Below are 15,269 nucleotides of genomic sequence, written 5' to 3'. Positions count from 1 at the left end.
TAGAAAGACTCTTCAATCCTTAAGAAACTGTAAAGCGCATTGTAACATCCGCCGACCTTCTTATCCCTATAATAGGAAGAGTGAAGCTGAGGGAACACATCACGTCATAATACATCGCACCAGCGGAAGGGGAAGAACAACAATGAAAATGAATGATACTTCGAAGAAATACGCCCGTAAATGGGGCGCAGGAATGATTGCAGCGGGAATGCTGCTCGGTGGAGCCGCAATACCGGCAGGTATAACTCAGGCAGCTCCAGCAGCTGCTCAGGTGAAGGCTGCATCCTCCCCGGTAGTACTGAAGGTAAACGGCAAGATTGCAGCGCAGAAGGGGCTTTTCCAGGACGGAAAGGTATGGATTCCGGTAACGTTTATGCGCGATGCGCTGGGGATGCCGCTATCTTATGATAAAGCAGAGAAGACGTATACCATCGGTACAGGTACTACACAAACTAAACTGACGGTTACTGAATACTATACTACGATTAAAGTGAACAATTATTTTATCGGCGAATATGAAGTGAAGAATATGGATAACCGCTTCTATGTTTCGTTTGACCTGCTCAGCGATTACTTAGGCTACAAGGGTGACTGGAGTGCCGCTACGGGACGGCTCAATGTGATGAAGAGAACGCAAAATGCGGTAACTATAAAGACTGAGAGCTATGTTAAGGACCATAAAGATGCACCAATCAAGCTGGATTATCCACAGGTCAGCGGTCTTGCAAGTAGCGAGGCTGAGAAGGCAATCAATGATACAATCAAACAGACGATTCAGAAATACGCGGCTTACGCCGAAGATCAAATCTCCCTTAAATCCGAGGACGACCGTCCGTATGAATTCGAAGGCGGTTATGTGGTCACTTATAATCAGGACGGCGTGCTCAGTCTGATCACGAATCAATACGGATATACCGGCGGTGCACATGGATCGACTATCCGCAATGCCTTTACCTTCTCACTTAAAGACGGTAAACGCCTGCTGCTGGGGGATTTGTTCAAGGCTAATCCTAACTACAAGAAACAGCTGAATGCCAAGGTATCTACTGAAATCAAAGCAAACGGAGGTTATCTGGGAGGATTCACAGGCCTGAATACAGAGAAATACTTCTATCTGAAAGAGGGCAAAGCCGTGCTCTTCTTCCAGCAATATGAGTATACTGCATACGCTACAGGCTTCCCGGAGGTAATCTTCAGCTTCAAAGAGCTGCTGCCGGACGGAAGCAGTCCGTTCGCTGCACTGAAATAATATAGTAGTTTCATATATCCTGCCCATGCGTTTCCTCCGGAGACATAAGGGCAGGATTTCTTTTGCGGGCCTATTAAGGCTGCCCTGCCGTTACCACATCCCCGAGGCAGTCATAAGCTAAAGAAAGCAAGCAGCTTATAGCGGGGAGGGAAGGATATGGTCTATCAATATACGGCCATTGGAGATTCATTAACGACCGGGTTCGGGGCGCTGCCCGGGAACGGATTTGTCCCCGTCTACCGCCGGATGGCGGAAGGGCGGCTGCAGACTCCGGTGGCTTCAGCGAATCTTGGAGTGAACGGTCTGACAACAGCAGGGCTGGAGCAGCGTCTCAAGACAGATGGCGGCTTTCGTTCTGCGGTTAAGGATGCGGAGATCATCACCGTCTCTATTGGCGGCAATGATCTGATTAAGGCCGCCAAAGCCGCAGCGGGGAGGCCAGGTGAGCTGAATGGATATCTGCAAAAAGCGCTCCGGGACTGCAAACGGAATTTCAGTGATATTATGAATACTCTGGCACAGCTGAAGGCGGGTACGCGAAGTCCTTACATTATCCGGATTGTAGGTCTCTATAATCCGTATCCTCAGGTGGATGCGGCTACAGATTGGGTGCGACAGTTCAACCGCTATGCTGCCGGCTACAGCAGTTATGTTGTGGGGTTTGCTTCCATTTATCATGAATTTGCCGGCAATGAGCGGGGGCTGCTGTTCCTGGATCATATCCATCCGAACGGCAGGGGCTACCGGGTGATTGCCGGCAAGCTGGATGCCCTGGGATATGGAACCTTGAGGTGAAACATCAGTATATATGCCACATAAAGAGGCGCCGCAGACCTGTAGGTCCGCGGCAGCCTCTTTATGTGTTGGTGAAGTATAGAAATTAAACGCCAGTCGGCAATGTCTTCTCAATGACTTTATCGACAATACCATATTCAGCTGCATCGGCAGCACTCATGAAGTAGTCACGGTCGGTATCCTTCTCGATCTTCTCGATCGGCTGGCCCGTACGTTCGGACAGGATACGGTTCAGCTTCTCGCGCAGCTTGATGATGCGGCGGGCGCGGATTTCGATATCTGAAGCCTGACCCTGGGCACCGCCGAGTGGCTGGTGAATCATAATTTCGCTGTTCGGCAAGGCAAAGCGTTTGCCCTTGGCGCCGGCGTTCAGCAGGAAGGCTCCCATGGAAGCGGCCATCCCTACACAGATGGTGGATACATCCGGTTTAATGTACTGCATTGTATCAAATATAGCCATACCCGCTGTAATGGAACCGCCAGGGCTGTTCACATACAGGTGAATATCCTTATCCGGATCCTCGGCAGCCAGGAAGAGCATTTGTGCGATGATGGAATTGGCTACCACGTCATTAACCTCCGTTCCAAGGAAAATGATGCGGTCCTTCAGCAGGCGGGAATAGATGTCATAAGCGCGCTCACCGCGGTTGCTCTGTTCTACTACCATAGGAATATAACTCACGTGGAAAACCTCCTTGAAATTGGTGCTTCGAATGTGTTCATTTTTTACTGTTACCGTATTAACCACATGATAAACAAATTCAAACAAAAAGTCAAAGAAAGTCAAACTTAGTTTCAAAAAAAAGAGCCATCAAGTGGCTCTTTGGTTAAATGTAGTATAAGCATTGCTAAATTATGTACAAAAGTGAACATAATGGCGCGCCCGCCAAGAATCGAACTTGGATCTCAGGCTTCGGAGGCCTACGTCATATCCATTGGACCACGGGCGCAACAGAAATTATTATAATACACTTCTCGCATAAAAGCAATGTGTAAAACCCATCGTTCAAAAAATAGTTTTTTCCGACCTTCACAGGCAGATACTAGCTTCCAACCTGACAGTCAGGTGCTGGAGGTTATCAGTCATGCAATTAAGGTCATGGTTACCTCTTACAGACCGGCAGATGTATAAGATGAAACCAGTCTGAGAATTATAGTCTCGGAACACTTGCACTCCGCGTCAGTTTTGGGTAGAATATGGGTGGGACTTAAAAAGTTAACCCGGGACATTTTGAGACCACGAACAAGGGAAAAGAGAAAGACGAAGTTGCAGGAGTGAAAGCATGCGTAATTTATTGGAAATCCAAAAGCAGCTTCTGCCTGATCTCATGGAAACCCTTAAGAGACGGTATACGATTCTACATCAGATCATGCTGTCCGATATTATTGGGCGCAGAACGCTTGCCGCCTCGCTTGATATGACCGAGCGGGTGCTGCGCGCCGAGACGGATCTTCTGAAATCGCAAGGGCTCATTGAGATCGAGAGCGTCGGCATGCGCGTTAGCGAAGCCGGGCGCAGACTGCTTGACCTGATGGAGCCGATCGCCAAGAGCCTCTTCGGCCTGGATGATCTGGAAGAGAAAATTCGTACTACGTACGGTCTCAGTAAAGTAGTTGTTGTACCTGGCGACTGCGAGACCTCACTGTTCACCAAACGTGAACTGGGGCGTGCAGGTTCGAAGGCACTGCTCAGTGTACTGCGCAGTGACGACACGATTGCTGTCACAGGCGGATCGACCCTGGCCGAAATGGCCGATCAGTTGACCCCGCCGCTATCCCTTTCCTATAAGAACGCCTGGGTAGTTCCGGCGCGTGGAGGATTGGGAGAGAGCATGGAGATCCAAGCCAACACCATTGCTTCGACCATGGCTAAACGGATTGGTGCCAATTACCGTTTGCTGCATGTGCCTGATCTACTCAGCGGCGATGCCTATCAGTCGCTCGCACTGGACTCCAATATTGGAGAGATTGTGGAGATTATCCGCAGATCGCGTATTATTGTGCATGGAATTGGCGATGCCATTGAAATGACTCACCGCCGCAAGCTGGACCCCGCTACAATCTCAGAGATTCAGGACGAGGGTGCGGTAGCCGAATCGTTCGGATATTATTTCAATGAGAATGGTGAGGTGGTTCATACCATGATGACCATGGGGCTGCGCCTGGAAGACATTATGCGTACAGAAGTCGTTATCGGTATTGCCGGCGGCAAACGCAAGGCTAAGGCCATTCATGCGATGCTGCGGTTCGGCCAAGAGGATATTCTCGTAACAGACGAGGCGGCGGCTGTCGAAATTGGCAAAGAAATCGACAAACAGTTGCAGCAAGTCCTATAGCTTCCATTTTATGGGGCGCGCGCAAAGGTATTATGCATTATACTTAACCTTGTTGTCTTGACGAGCCTCACGGCTTGTCTTGAATAAATAAAACGAAATCTAGGAGGAACTATTCAATGAGTGTAAAAGTTGGTATTAACGGTTTTGGACGTATTGGACGCCTTGCATTCCGCCGTATTCAAAATGTAGAAGGTATCGAAGTGGTAGCAATCAATGACTTGACTGACGCTAAGATGCTTGCTCATTTGCTTAAATATGATACAACTCAAGGTAAATTCCAAGGCGATGTTGAAGTTCACGACGGCTTCTTCAAAGTTAACGGCAAAGATGTTAAGGTTCTTGCTAACCGCAACCCTGAAGAACTTCCTTGGGGAGAGCTTGGCGTTGATATCGTTCTGGAATGCACAGGGTTCTTCACAACTAAAGAAGCCGCTGAAAAGCACCTTAAAGGCGGAGCTAAGAAAGTAGTTATTTCTGCTCCAGCTACAGGCGACATGAAGACTGTTGTTTACAACGTTAACGATGACATCCTTGACGGAAGCGAAACAGTAATCTCCGGCGCATCTTGCACAACGAACTGCCTGGCTCCTATGGCCAAAGTTCTGAACGACAAATTCGGTATCATCGAAGGCTTGATGACTACTATCCACGCTTACACAGGTGACCAGAATACACTTGATGCTCCACACGCTAAAGGTGACTTCAGACGTGCCCGCGCTGCTGCTGAGAACATCATTCCTAACACTACCGGTGCTGCTAAAGCAATCGGCCTGGTAATTCCAGAACTTAAAGGCAAACTTGACGGTGCAGCACAACGTGTGCCTGTAGCTACTGGTTCCCTGACTGAGCTGGTTACTGTTCTGGATAAGAGCGTAACTGTTGAAGAAATCAACGCAGCAATGAAAGCTGCTTCCGATCCGGAAACTTATGGCTACACTGAAGATGAAATCGTATCTTCCGACATCAAGGGTATGACTTTCGGTTCCCTGTTCGATGCTACACAAACTAAAGTTCTGACTGTTGGCGACAAACAACTGGTTAAAACTGTTGCTTGGTATGACAATGAAATGTCCTACACTGCACAGCTTGTTCGTACTTTGGAGAAATTCGCTAAACTTGCTCAATAATACCGATTTCATATAAGCAGTACAATTGAGCGGAAACAATGAAAGTCTGTTTCCGCTCTTTCTAAATGAAATGGATTCGTGAATGAACCAATTTTGGGTGTGGAGGAAATGTTAATCATGAACAAAAAAAGTGTCCGTGATGTAGAAGTAAAAGGCAAACGCGTCTTCGTGCGTGTGGATTTCAACGTGCCAGTGGAAGACGGTAAGATCACTGATGATACCCGTATCCGCGAAACCCTTCCAACAATTAAATACCTGATTGAGAACGGTGCAAAGGTCATTCTGGCCAGCCATATGGGCCGTCCTAAAGGTGAATTCGTCGATTCCATGCGGTTGACTTCCGCAGCTGTACGTCTGTCCGAATTGCTCGGCAAACCGGTAGCCAAAGCAGATGAAGCGATTGGCGAAGCGGTAAAAGCACAAATTGCTGAACTGAACGAAGGCGACGTGCTTGTGCTTGAGAATGTCCGTTTCTATAAAGGGGAAGAAAAGAACGACCCTGAACTGGCTAAGCAGTTCGCTGAACTGGCAGACCTGTTCGTCAATGACGCATTCGGCGCGGCTCACCGTGCCCATGCTTCGACAGAAGGTATCGCTCACTTCCTGCCTGCCGTATCCGGCCTTCTGATGGAGAAGGAATTGTCCGTTCTGGGCAAAGCCCTGTCGAATCCGGAACGTCCCTTCACTGCCATCATCGGCGGTTCCAAAGTTAAAGACAAGATCGACGTGATTGACAACCTGCTGACTCTGGCTGACAACGTATTGATTGGCGGCGGCCTTTCTTACACCTTCACCAAAGCTCAAGGCTTCGAAATCGGCGAATCTCTGGTAGATAATGAAAAGCTCGAAGCTTCGCTCGGATTTATCGAAAAAGCTAAAAAGCTCGGTAAAAACTTCCTGCTTCCTGTAGACGTTGTTGTCGCTGACAAGTTCGGTGCAGACGCTAATACCAAAGTGGTAGACATTAACGAAATCCCTGAAGGCTGGATGGGTCTGGACATTGGTCCTAAGACTCGTGAAATCTATGCTGATGTGATCAAGAGCTCCAAGCTGGTTGTATGGAACGGACCTATGGGCGTGTTCGAAATCGACATCTTTGCTGAAGGAACCAAGGCTGTAGCTCAAGCTTGCGCAACTACCGAAGGTTACACAGTAATCGGCGGCGGTGATTCCGCAGCAGCAGCAGAGAAATTCCACCTCGCAGACCAAATGGATCATATCTCCACTGGCGGCGGCGCATCACTCGAGTTCATGGAAGGCAAGGCACTTCCAGGCGTAGAAGCACTGAACGACAAGTAAGACGTAGAAGGTAGAAGGAGGCAATCCATTACTATGAGTAGAACACCTATCATTGCCGGCAACTGGAAAATGTTCAAAACCGTTCCGGAAGCCGAAGGCTTCATCGCTGAAATCAAAGGTCAGGCGGAAGTTGAAGGCGTAGAGACTGTAATCTGCGCACCATTCACTAACCTGCCTGCACTTGTTGCAGCGGTACAAGGCACCAGCATCAAAATTGGTGCTCAGAATCTTCACTTCGAAGATAACGGTGCTTACACAGGCGAGATCAGCGGCGTAATGCTGAAGGATCTCGGTGTGGAATACGTGATTATCGGTCACTCCGAACGCCGTGCATACTTCGGTGAGACGGACGAAATCGTCAACAAAAAAATGCATGCGGCATTCCGCCACGGCATTACACCAATTGTCTGTGTAGGCGAAAAGCTCGAAGAGCGCGAAGCAGACCAGACTAAAGATGTATGCAAAGTGCAGACTGAAGCGGCATTTGCCGGTCTTAGCGCGGAACAGGCAGCAAGCGTAGTTATCGCTTATGAGCCTATCTGGGCTATTGGTACAGGTAAATCCTCTACTTCCCAGGATGCTAATGAAGTTATTGCTTACATCCGTACCCTTGTAAAAGGCCTGTACGATGAAGCAACTGCTGAAGCTGTCCGTATCCAATACGGCGGCAGCGTGAAGCCTGAGAATGTAACGGAGTACATGAGTCAAAGCGACATCGACGGCGCTCTAGTCGGCGGTGCCAGCCTGCAGCCTGCTTCCTTCGTTTCACTCGTTGAGGGGGCGAAATAAGAATGTCAGCACCAAAACCTGTAGCTCTAATCATCATGGACGGTTTCGGTTTGCGTAATACGGATGAAGGCAACGCAGTTGCCCAAGCCAACAAACCGAACTACGATCGTTACCTGAAACAATATCCGAATACTACACTTACCGCTTGCGGTGAAGCTGTAGGTCTGCCGGAAGGACAAATGGGTAACTCTGAAGTAGGGCACCTTAACATCGGCGCAGGCCGGATCGTATACCAGGATCTGACCCGCATCGATAAGTCGATCCGTGATGGGGAATTCTTCGAGAACGAAACGCTGGTTGCTGCGGTGAGAAGCGCCAAAACAACCGGCAAAAAGCTTCACCTCTATGCACTTGTATCTGATGGCGGCGTACACAGTCACATTAACCACCTGTTCGCGATGCTCGATCTGGCCAAAAAAGAAGATTTGCATGAAGTTTATATTCATGCCTTCATGGATGGCCGCGACGTACCACCCGACAGTGGACAGAAGTTCATTCAGGACCTGGTAGCCAAGATCGAAGAGGTTGGCGTAGGTACGATTGCTACGGTATCCGGACGTTATTATGCCATGGACCGTGACAAACGCTGGGAACGTGTAGAGAAAGCTTATCGTGCAATGGTTTACGGCGAAGGCCCTAAATATACCGATGCACTTCAGGCAATCACTGGATCTTACCAGAATTCTGTGTATGATGAATTTGTAGAGCCAAGTGTGATTGTAGATAGTCTTGGCAACCCGGTTGCGACAGTGGAAAGCGGCGATTCCGTCATTTTCCTGAACTTCCGTCCTGACCGTGCGATCCAGCTGTCGCAAGTATTCACGAACTCCGATTTCCGCGGCTTCGACCGTGGTCCTAAGTTCCCGGAGAACCTGCATTTCGTATGTCTGACTACCTTCAGCGAGACGGTTCAAGGCTACGTGGCTTATTCCCCGAAGAACCTGGACAACACCCTCGGTGAAGTGCTTGTTCAGCAGAACAAGAAGCAGCTGCGTATCGCGGAAACTGAGAAGTATCCGCATGTTACCTTCTTCTTCAGCGGCGGACGCGATGAGGAGCTTCCTGGCGAAACCCGTATCCTGATCAACTCACCGAAAGTGGCAACCTATGATCTGCAGCCTGAGATGAGCGCATACGAAGTGGCGGCGGCCTGCGTAGCGGAGATCGAAGCAGACAGACAAGATGCCATTATCCTGAACTTTGCTAACCCTGATATGGTTGGACACTCCGGGATGCTGGAGCCTACCATCAAGGCAGTTGAAGTAACGGACGAATGCGTAGGTAAAGTTGTGGATGCAGTAGTTGCCAAAGGCGGCGTTGCGATCATCATTGCCGACCACGGTAATGCGGATATGGTATTCGATGAGAATGGTCGTCCATTCACAGCCCATACCACCAACCCGGTTCCTTTCATCGTTACAACTGAGAATGTTGTATTGCGCGAAGCTGGTATCCTCGCAGATGTGGCACCGACAATCCTGGATCTGATGGGACTTCCGCAGCCTGCGGAAATGACCGGACAATCCATGATTGCCAGCCGCAAATAGGCAGACCCCAAGTTTCATTGTTACACTAAACTTAAAGTTAAAAGGAGATTAAACTTACATGACTATTATTTCTGATGTGTACGCTCGCGAAGTCCTCGACTCCCGCGGTAACCCTACGGTAGAGGTTGATGTTTATCTGGAATCCGGCGCTAAAGGCCGCGCGATCGTTCCTTCCGGCGCTTCCACTGGTGCTCATGAAGCTGTAGAGCTTCGTGACGGCGACAAATCCCGTTACATGGGTAAAGGCGTTCTGAAAGCTGTTGAGAACGTAAACGAAATTATCGCTCCAGAAGTAATCGGTATGGATGCTCTTGACCAAGTGGGCATCGACAAATTGATGATCACTTTGGACGGAACTCCTAACAAAGGCAAGCTGGGCGCTAACGCGATCCTGGCAGTATCCATGGCCGTAGCTCGTGCAGCTGCAGCAGCTCTGGATATTCCTTTGTACGTATACCTGGGCGGATTCAACGCCAAAACTCTTCCAGTACCAATGATGAACATCATCAACGGTGGTGAGCATGCCGATAACAACATCGACGTTCAAGAGTTCATGGTTCTTCCTGTAGGCGCTACAAGCTTCAAAGAAGCTCTTCGTACAGGCGCAGAAATCTTCCACAACCTGAAATCCGTACTTCAGTCCAAAGGCCTTAACACAGCTGTAGGCGACGAAGGCGGCTTCGCACCGAACCTTGGTTCGAACGAAGAAGCAATCACTACAATCATCGAAGCGATCGAAAAAGCCGGTTACAAACCAGGCGTTGACGTATTCCTCGGTATGGACGTTGCTTCCACTGAGTTCTACAAAGACGGTAAATACACACTTGCTGGCGAAGGTAAATCTTACACTTCCGCTGAGTATGTTGACCTTCTTGCTTCTTGGGTTGAGAAGTACCCAATCATCACAATCGAAGACGGTATGTCTGAAGACGACTGGGATGGCTGGAAATTGCTTACTGAAAAATTGGGCGACAAAGTCCAATTGGTTGGTGACGACTTGTTCGTTACGAACACTGAGCGCCTTGCTACAGGTATTGAAAAAGGTATCGGTAACTCCATCCTGGTTAAGGTTAACCAGATTGGTACACTGACTGAAACTTTCGATGCTATCGAAATGGCTAAACGCGCTGGTTACACAGCAGTTATCTCCCACCGTTCCGGTGAATCCGAAGACAGCACAATCGCTGACATCGCTGTTGCGACTAACGCTGGTCAGATCAAAACGGGTGCTCCTTCCCGTACAGACCGTGTTGCTAAATACAACCAGTTGCTTCGCATCGAAGATGAACTGGGTGAACTCGCTCAATACAACGGCCTGAAATCCTTCTACAACCTCAAAAGATAATTTCTTTTGACTCTATATTTAAAAGGCCTGCCGAACTTCGGCAGGCCTTTTTTTGGATGATAGACCCACAAAGTGCAATGCGAACAGCGAGGTTGCCTCTGATGCTTCTAGTGGGTTATTCTATAATTGTAGATAACTGGAAGGAGTGTGGGCATGAACGCTATTGTTGCGGGTATAGGTGTGGGAATATTTTTAATCATTCTCAGCTGGGTGCTGTCGCGGACCGGGCGCATGCGGAGCAGAGCTGTTTTTTATCCGGGGATCACTGGTTTACTGGGCAGTCTGATATTACTGGTTCTAAGTTTCACTGTAATTGGAGGCTGGGAGGGGATCGGGTATGCCTTCTTCTCTGTGCCTATATTATTAATCTCTGGTCTGCTGCTGCTCGTTCTTGTTTCCTATAGAAAACAAACCTGAGAATATTAATAGTAGGATATTGATAGAATGCAGTTTGTAAGGTTGTATTCAATCTATGGCTATGATAAAATAAGAATGCTGTTTATGAAACGGAAATTCCAATTTAGCATAGATAGTGATGCTTGGACGTAGGAGGTGGAAGTGAATGGATATCTTTTTGAAAGTGGTGCTTCTGATTTTTGCCGTAGGTCTGATTGCGGTCGTTCTTCTGCAAAAAGGGAAAAGCGCGGGTCTTTCCGGTGCCATCTCCGGCGGTGCTGAGCATCTCTTCGGTAAAACAAAAGCACGCGGTATGGAGCTTGTATTGCAGCGTGTAACGGTTGGATTGGCAGCCGGATTCTTCATTATGTCAATCGTTGTAGCCATTGTTATTGAGTAGTTTGCCTACTGTAAGCCTTCGCTCTGTTCTGAATGGAATAGGCGGGGGCTTTTTTGTATGCAGATTTGAGTGTTTGCACATCATAACAGGGATGCCCGGGATTGATTTCGTGTATACTAGGGTATGAAGTATATAAAGGTAAATTTTACTTGGATTTATTTGATGTGGGATAGGACAAGACATACATATATGCCAGCGGCATGAATGCTGCGGAGGGCCGAGGTGACGAAGATGATAACACAAGAAATTCTACTTGATTACATGCGGGAAACCGCTTATAAACCGCTAACGTATGAAGAACTGGTGAGCCATTTCGCAATTGAGGATAGCGAGGCGTTCAAAGCCTTTGAGCGTCTGCTGATTGAACTGGAAAAGGACGGCCGGATTATTCTGACCCGGGGTAGCCGTTATGGCGTACCGGAACGTATGGATCTGCTGCGCGGACGGCTGCAAGCCCATGCGAAGGGGTTCGCTTTTCTGATACCCGATGACCGTGATCATCCCGATGTATACATCCATGCCAATGATCTGAAGGGTGCAATGAACGGTGACATCGTACTGATCCGCATTACCTCGAAGAGCCCGTCTGGCGGGCGTATGGAAGGCGAAGTAGAGCGGATCCTGATCAGAGGCGTATCGCAGACGGTTGGCGTATTCCAGAGCCTGGAGACGTATGGCTTCGTGCTGCCGGATGATAAGCGGATTAACCGGGATATTTTCATTCCGAAGCAGTCCTTCAAGGGAGCGGTTGACGGGGAAAAGGTCGTTGTCCGCATTGTGAACTATCCGGAAGGCCGTGCTGCGGCTGAAGGTGAAATTATTGAGATCCTCGGCCATAAGGATGACCCGGGCGTGGATATTCTGTCGGTTATCCGCAAGCATCAGCTGCCGGAGGCTTTCCCTGCTGAGGTGATGAAGGAAGCGGAGCAGGCACCCGATTCCATTACCGACGAGGAGATTATCCAGCAAGGCCGCCGCGATCTGCGCGGACTGAACATTGTCACCATTGACGGCGCGGATGCCAAGGACCTGGATGATGCGGTGAATGTGGAGCGTCTGGAGAACGGTCATTATAAGCTGGGCGTTCATATCGCCGATGTAGGCTATTATGTGCGTGAGGGCTCTGAGCTGGATAAAGAAGCCTATGACCGCGGCTGCAGCGTGTATCTGGTTGACCGGGTCATTCCCATGCTGCCGCACCGGCTGTCGAATGGGATCTGCAGCTTGAACCCGCAGGTAGACCGGCTGACCATGTCCTGTGAAATGGAATTCGACGAGCACATGAAGGTTGTGAAGCATGATGTGTTCACGAGTGTAATCCGTACTAAGGAGAGAATGACTTACTCCGATGTACGCAAAATTGTTGAGGATGAAGACCCTGAGCTGCTGGAGCGCTATGCTCCCCTGATCGGTGATTTCCGCCTGATGAAGGAACTCGCGATGAAGCTGCGCGATGCCCGGATGCGGCGCGGAGCCGTTGACTTCGACTTTGAAGAAAGCAAAATCATCGTAGATGAAGCAGGTAAGGCTATCGATATTGTGAAGCGTGAGCGTTCCGTGGCCGAGCAGATTATTGAGGAATTCATGCTCGCGGCTAATGAGACTGTAGCGGAGCACTTCCACTGGCTGAAGGTGCCATTCCTGTACCGGATTCATGAAGATCCGGATCCGGAGAAGCTGCAGAATTTCATGGCCTTCGCCGCTAACTTCGGTTACCACGTCAAGGGTCGCGGCAATTCCGTTCATCCGCGTGCGCTGCAGGATCTGCTGGAGCAGATTCAGGGAACCAAAGAGCAGACGGTCATTAGCACGATGATGCTGCGCTCCATGAAGCAGGCGAAATACGATGCCGAGAGTACGGGTCACTTCGGACTGGCTGCAGAATTCTATTCCCACTTCACCTCGCCGATCCGCCGTTATCCCGACCTTGTCATTCACCGCGTCATGCGTGAGGTGGTGGAGAATGGAGGAGCTCTGACGGAGAAACGTCATGAGTATCTGGCTTCGCGGATGCCGGATATCGCCCAGCAGTCCTCCGAACGCGAGCGTGTAGCGGTAGAGGCTGAACGTGACACTGAGCAGCTGAAGAAAGCGGAGTTCATGCAGGATAAGGTAGGCGAAGAATTCGATGCCATGATCAGCAGCGTGACCAGCTTCGGAATGTTCATCGAGCTGGATAACACGGTAGAAGGTCTGATCCGGCTCAGCGCACTGAGCGATGATTATTACCACTTCGATGAAGCCCACATGGCCCTCATCGGTGAGCGTACCTCCAAAGTGTTCCGCATCGGAGACGAGGTGAAGATCCGTGTGGCCAAGGTCAACATGGACGATCATACGATTGACTTCGAACTGGTTGATATGAAGCCGCGCGCGGCTGGCGACCACCGGAACTACGGCGGACGCGGCGGCAAGGCCGGACGCCCTGGTGCCGGCGGCTCCGGCAAGCCATTTGCGGGTAAGGCTGGCGGCGTTGGCAAGGGCCGCGGAGGTAAGGGTAAGCCTGGCCGCGCAGCGGCTGGTGCGGCTAAAGGCGCCGGGAAGGGCAAGAACGGCGGTGCAGCTGCCGGTGCGGCTGGATTCGGCGCCAAAGGTAAAGGCAAGAGCGGCAGCGCTGGCGCCGGTGTCTTTGGCGGTGCAGTTAAGGGCGGCGGCGCTGAGGCTGGCGCTGGTGAAGAGCCGCGCGCAGGTGTAGCGCCGGCTGAAGACGGCGGCGCAGCAGGCGGCCGTAAGCGCGGCCGCGGGCCGGAAGCGGCCGCGCGGCGTGCACTTGCAGCCGCCTCCGCAGCGGGCAGCGCGGCGAAGGCGGACCGCCGGGGCGAAGCCGGCGGATCAGGTGCTCCGCGCGAGCGTGAGCGCGGCAGAGGCCGCGGCGGAGACGGCGGAGGCAGTGCCGGGGGACGCGGCATTGCCTTCGGCTTCGGCTCCGGCAAGGGCGGCTACGGCGCGCCAAGCGGGGGCGGAGCCGAGCAGGCGGGCGGTGAGCTGCGCGGCGTGGACGCGAGCACACGGTTCCGCAGCCGCGAAGACCTCGGCAGCGGCCTCGGAAGCGAAGGCAACGGCGCAGCGCCGGAGGGCAAGAGCCGCCGCAAGAAGAAGAAAGGCGGCGTCTTCATCGGCACTTCTGTGACTCCAGGCAACGTGGAGACCACTAATCCGGCACCGGCAGGCGCTGGCGACAAGAGCGGCAATCCGGAGGGCGGCGGCCGCAGAAAGCGGAAGAAGAAACCTCAGGCCTAGGCAGAATTAATAGAAGGCACTGTTCCTTTAGGGGGACAGTGCTTTTTTAGAATATAAGGGGACTTCTATTTCACCTGAAACGTAGCACTTCCTGACACCCATATGTCAAAATGATTGCTCGGGATAGGGTGATCCTTCCTTGCACTGCCTGCTTGGCTTTTGATACAATATAGACCTGGTGTCCGTTCATAACGGGCCGGGAATTCAATTCAAGGAGTGACTTTCATGGGTAAAAAAGCAGACGGGAAAGTGCTTGCCCAGAACAAAAAAGCTTCCCATGATTATTTTATTGAGGATACGTATGAAGCGGGTTTGGTTCTGACGGGTACAGAGATCAAATCGCTGCGTAACGGCCGCGCTAACATCGGGGACGCTTTTGCTACCATCCGGAACGGTGAGATTCATATTCACAATATGCATATCAGCCCTTTTGAACAAGGGAACCGCGCCAACCCTACCGATCCAACGCGTACACGTAAGCTGCTCATGCATAAGGAACAGATTCACAAGCTGCTCGGTTCCTCGAAGCGGGATGGCTTCACGATTGTGCCGCTGAAGATTTATGTGCGCAATGGCTACGCCAAGCTGCTGATCGGCCTTGGTAAAGGTAAGAAGGAATACGACAAGCGCGACTCCGCCGCGAAGCGCGATGCTCAGCGTGATATCCAGCGTGTGCTGCGCGACAAACAGAAGATCGCCCGCTAGACTGGTAACCACCTGGCGCCCAATTGTTCCAGATTCGACCT

General features: G+C 50.7%; 13 protein-coding genes and 1 tRNA gene. 12 read left to right on the top strand and 2 right to left on the bottom strand.

Features of this window, described 5'->3' with window-relative positions:
• The first annotated feature begins 142 nt into the window (after nucleotides 1-142).
• On the top strand, nucleotides 143-1,249 hold the full coding sequence (locus MKX70_RS04910; protein ID WP_052421607.1) for a PdaC/SigV domain-containing protein: 1,107 nt from the start codon (nucleotides 143-145) through the stop codon (nucleotides 1,247-1,249).
• Between the two features lie 156 nt (nucleotides 1,250-1,405).
• Nucleotides 1,406-2,044 carry a GDSL-type esterase/lipase family protein gene (locus tag MKX70_RS04905; protein WP_340839632.1) on the top strand — a complete coding sequence of 213 codons (639 nt, stop codon included), beginning with the start codon at nucleotides 1,406-1,408 and terminating at the stop codon, nucleotides 2,042-2,044.
• Between the two features lie 85 nt (nucleotides 2,045-2,129).
• Here MKX70_RS04905 and clpP read toward each other — a convergent pair whose 3' ends face one another.
• Nucleotides 2,130-2,726 carry an ATP-dependent Clp endopeptidase proteolytic subunit ClpP gene (clpP, locus tag MKX70_RS04900; protein ID WP_042132753.1) on the bottom strand — a complete coding sequence of 199 codons (597 nt, stop codon included), beginning with the start codon at nucleotides 2,724-2,726 and terminating at the stop codon, nucleotides 2,130-2,132.
• 193 nt (nucleotides 2,727-2,919) lie between these two features.
• Nucleotides 2,920-2,994 (bottom strand) — tRNA-Arg (locus MKX70_RS04895).
• A 333-nt stretch (nucleotides 2,995-3,327) separates the two neighbouring features.
• Between MKX70_RS04895 and MKX70_RS04890 the strand changes: the two genes are divergently transcribed.
• From MKX70_RS04890 to smpB, 10 genes are all read left to right on the top strand, one after another.
• Nucleotides 3,328-4,380, top strand: a complete 1,053-nt coding sequence (locus MKX70_RS04890; protein WP_042231592.1) for a sugar-binding transcriptional regulator — start codon at nucleotides 3,328-3,330, stop codon at nucleotides 4,378-4,380.
• 116 nt (nucleotides 4,381-4,496) lie between these two features.
• Nucleotides 4,497-5,507 (top strand): type I glyceraldehyde-3-phosphate dehydrogenase, encoded by a 1,011-nt coding sequence (gene gap / locus MKX70_RS04885; RefSeq protein WP_042231594.1) that lies wholly within the window; start codon nucleotides 4,497-4,499, stop codon nucleotides 5,505-5,507.
• A gap of 117 nt (nucleotides 5,508-5,624) precedes the next feature.
• The gene (locus MKX70_RS04880; protein ID WP_042231596.1) at nucleotides 5,625-6,806 is read left to right on the top strand and encodes a phosphoglycerate kinase; all 1,182 of its coding nucleotides are present in this window, start codon (nucleotides 5,625-5,627) and stop codon (nucleotides 6,804-6,806) included.
• Between the two features lie 33 nt (nucleotides 6,807-6,839).
• Nucleotides 6,840-7,595 (top strand): triose-phosphate isomerase, encoded by a 756-nt coding sequence (tpiA, locus tag MKX70_RS04875; protein WP_039302428.1) that lies wholly within the window; start codon nucleotides 6,840-6,842, stop codon nucleotides 7,593-7,595.
• Between the two features lie 2 nt (nucleotides 7,596-7,597).
• Entirely contained in the window at nucleotides 7,598-9,142 is a 1,545-nt protein-coding gene (gpmI, locus tag MKX70_RS04870; RefSeq protein ID WP_042231600.1) for a 2,3-bisphosphoglycerate-independent phosphoglycerate mutase, read from the top strand.
• Nucleotides 9,143-9,200: 58 nt separating this feature from the next.
• Complete coding sequence (gene eno / locus MKX70_RS04865; protein WP_039302434.1) at nucleotides 9,201-10,487, top strand: phosphopyruvate hydratase; 1,287 nt, start codon at nucleotides 9,201-9,203, stop codon at nucleotides 10,485-10,487.
• A gap of 153 nt (nucleotides 10,488-10,640) precedes the next feature.
• Nucleotides 10,641-10,904: a YesK family protein gene (locus MKX70_RS04860; RefSeq protein ID WP_042231601.1), complete on the top strand. Its 264-nt coding sequence runs from the start codon at nucleotides 10,641-10,643 to the stop codon at nucleotides 10,902-10,904.
• A gap of 145 nt (nucleotides 10,905-11,049) precedes the next feature.
• Nucleotides 11,050-11,283, top strand: coding sequence for a preprotein translocase subunit SecG (secG, locus tag MKX70_RS04855; protein WP_039302440.1), 234 nt, complete (start codon nucleotides 11,050-11,052; stop codon nucleotides 11,281-11,283).
• Nucleotides 11,284-11,514: 231 nt separating this feature from the next.
• The gene (gene rnr, locus MKX70_RS04850; RefSeq protein WP_042241269.1) at nucleotides 11,515-14,523 is read left to right on the top strand and encodes a ribonuclease R; all 3,009 of its coding nucleotides are present in this window, start codon (nucleotides 11,515-11,517) and stop codon (nucleotides 14,521-14,523) included.
• Between the two features lie 225 nt (nucleotides 14,524-14,748).
• Nucleotides 14,749-15,228, top strand: a complete 480-nt coding sequence (gene smpB, locus MKX70_RS04845) for an SsrA-binding protein SmpB (protein ID WP_039296783.1) — start codon at nucleotides 14,749-14,751, stop codon at nucleotides 15,226-15,228.
• Nucleotides 15,229-15,269: the final 41 nt, after the last annotated feature.

The organism is Paenibacillus sp. FSL R7-0312, from assembly GCF_038004445.1.
Classification (GTDB): Bacteria; Bacillota; Bacilli; order Paenibacillales; family Paenibacillaceae; genus Paenibacillus_AQ.
The sequence above is the reverse complement of the archived record's forward strand: the minus strand, read 5'-3'. Positions and strand labels throughout refer to the sequence as shown.

Excerpts from the sequence above, each read along its gene's own strand:
- rnr (WP_042241269.1), top strand. The coding sequence starts at position 11,515 with ATGATAACACAAGAAATTCTACTTGATTACATGCGGGAAACCGCTTAT.
- tpiA (WP_039302428.1), top strand. The coding sequence starts at position 6,840 with ATGAGTAGAACACCTATCATTGCCGGCAACTGGAAAATGTTCAAAACC.
- MKX70_RS04880 (WP_042231596.1), top strand. The coding sequence starts at position 5,625 with ATGAACAAAAAAAGTGTCCGTGATGTAGAAGTAAAAGGCAAACGCGTC.
- gpmI (WP_042231600.1), top strand. The coding sequence starts at position 7,598 with ATGTCAGCACCAAAACCTGTAGCTCTAATCATCATGGACGGTTTCGGT.
- secG (WP_039302440.1), top strand. The coding sequence starts at position 11,050 with ATGGATATCTTTTTGAAAGTGGTGCTTCTGATTTTTGCCGTAGGTCTG.
- MKX70_RS04910 (WP_052421607.1), top strand. The coding sequence starts at position 143 with ATGAAAATGAATGATACTTCGAAGAAATACGCCCGTAAATGGGGCGCA.
- MKX70_RS04905 (WP_340839632.1), top strand. The coding sequence starts at position 1,406 with ATGGTCTATCAATATACGGCCATTGGAGATTCATTAACGACCGGGTTC.
- MKX70_RS04890 (WP_042231592.1), top strand. The coding sequence starts at position 3,328 with ATGCGTAATTTATTGGAAATCCAAAAGCAGCTTCTGCCTGATCTCATG.
- smpB (WP_039296783.1), top strand. The coding sequence starts at position 14,749 with ATGGGTAAAAAAGCAGACGGGAAAGTGCTTGCCCAGAACAAAAAAGCT.
- gap (WP_042231594.1), top strand. The coding sequence starts at position 4,497 with ATGAGTGTAAAAGTTGGTATTAACGGTTTTGGACGTATTGGACGCCTT.
- MKX70_RS04860 (WP_042231601.1), top strand. The coding sequence starts at position 10,641 with ATGAACGCTATTGTTGCGGGTATAGGTGTGGGAATATTTTTAATCATT.
- eno (WP_039302434.1), top strand. The coding sequence starts at position 9,201 with ATGACTATTATTTCTGATGTGTACGCTCGCGAAGTCCTCGACTCCCGC.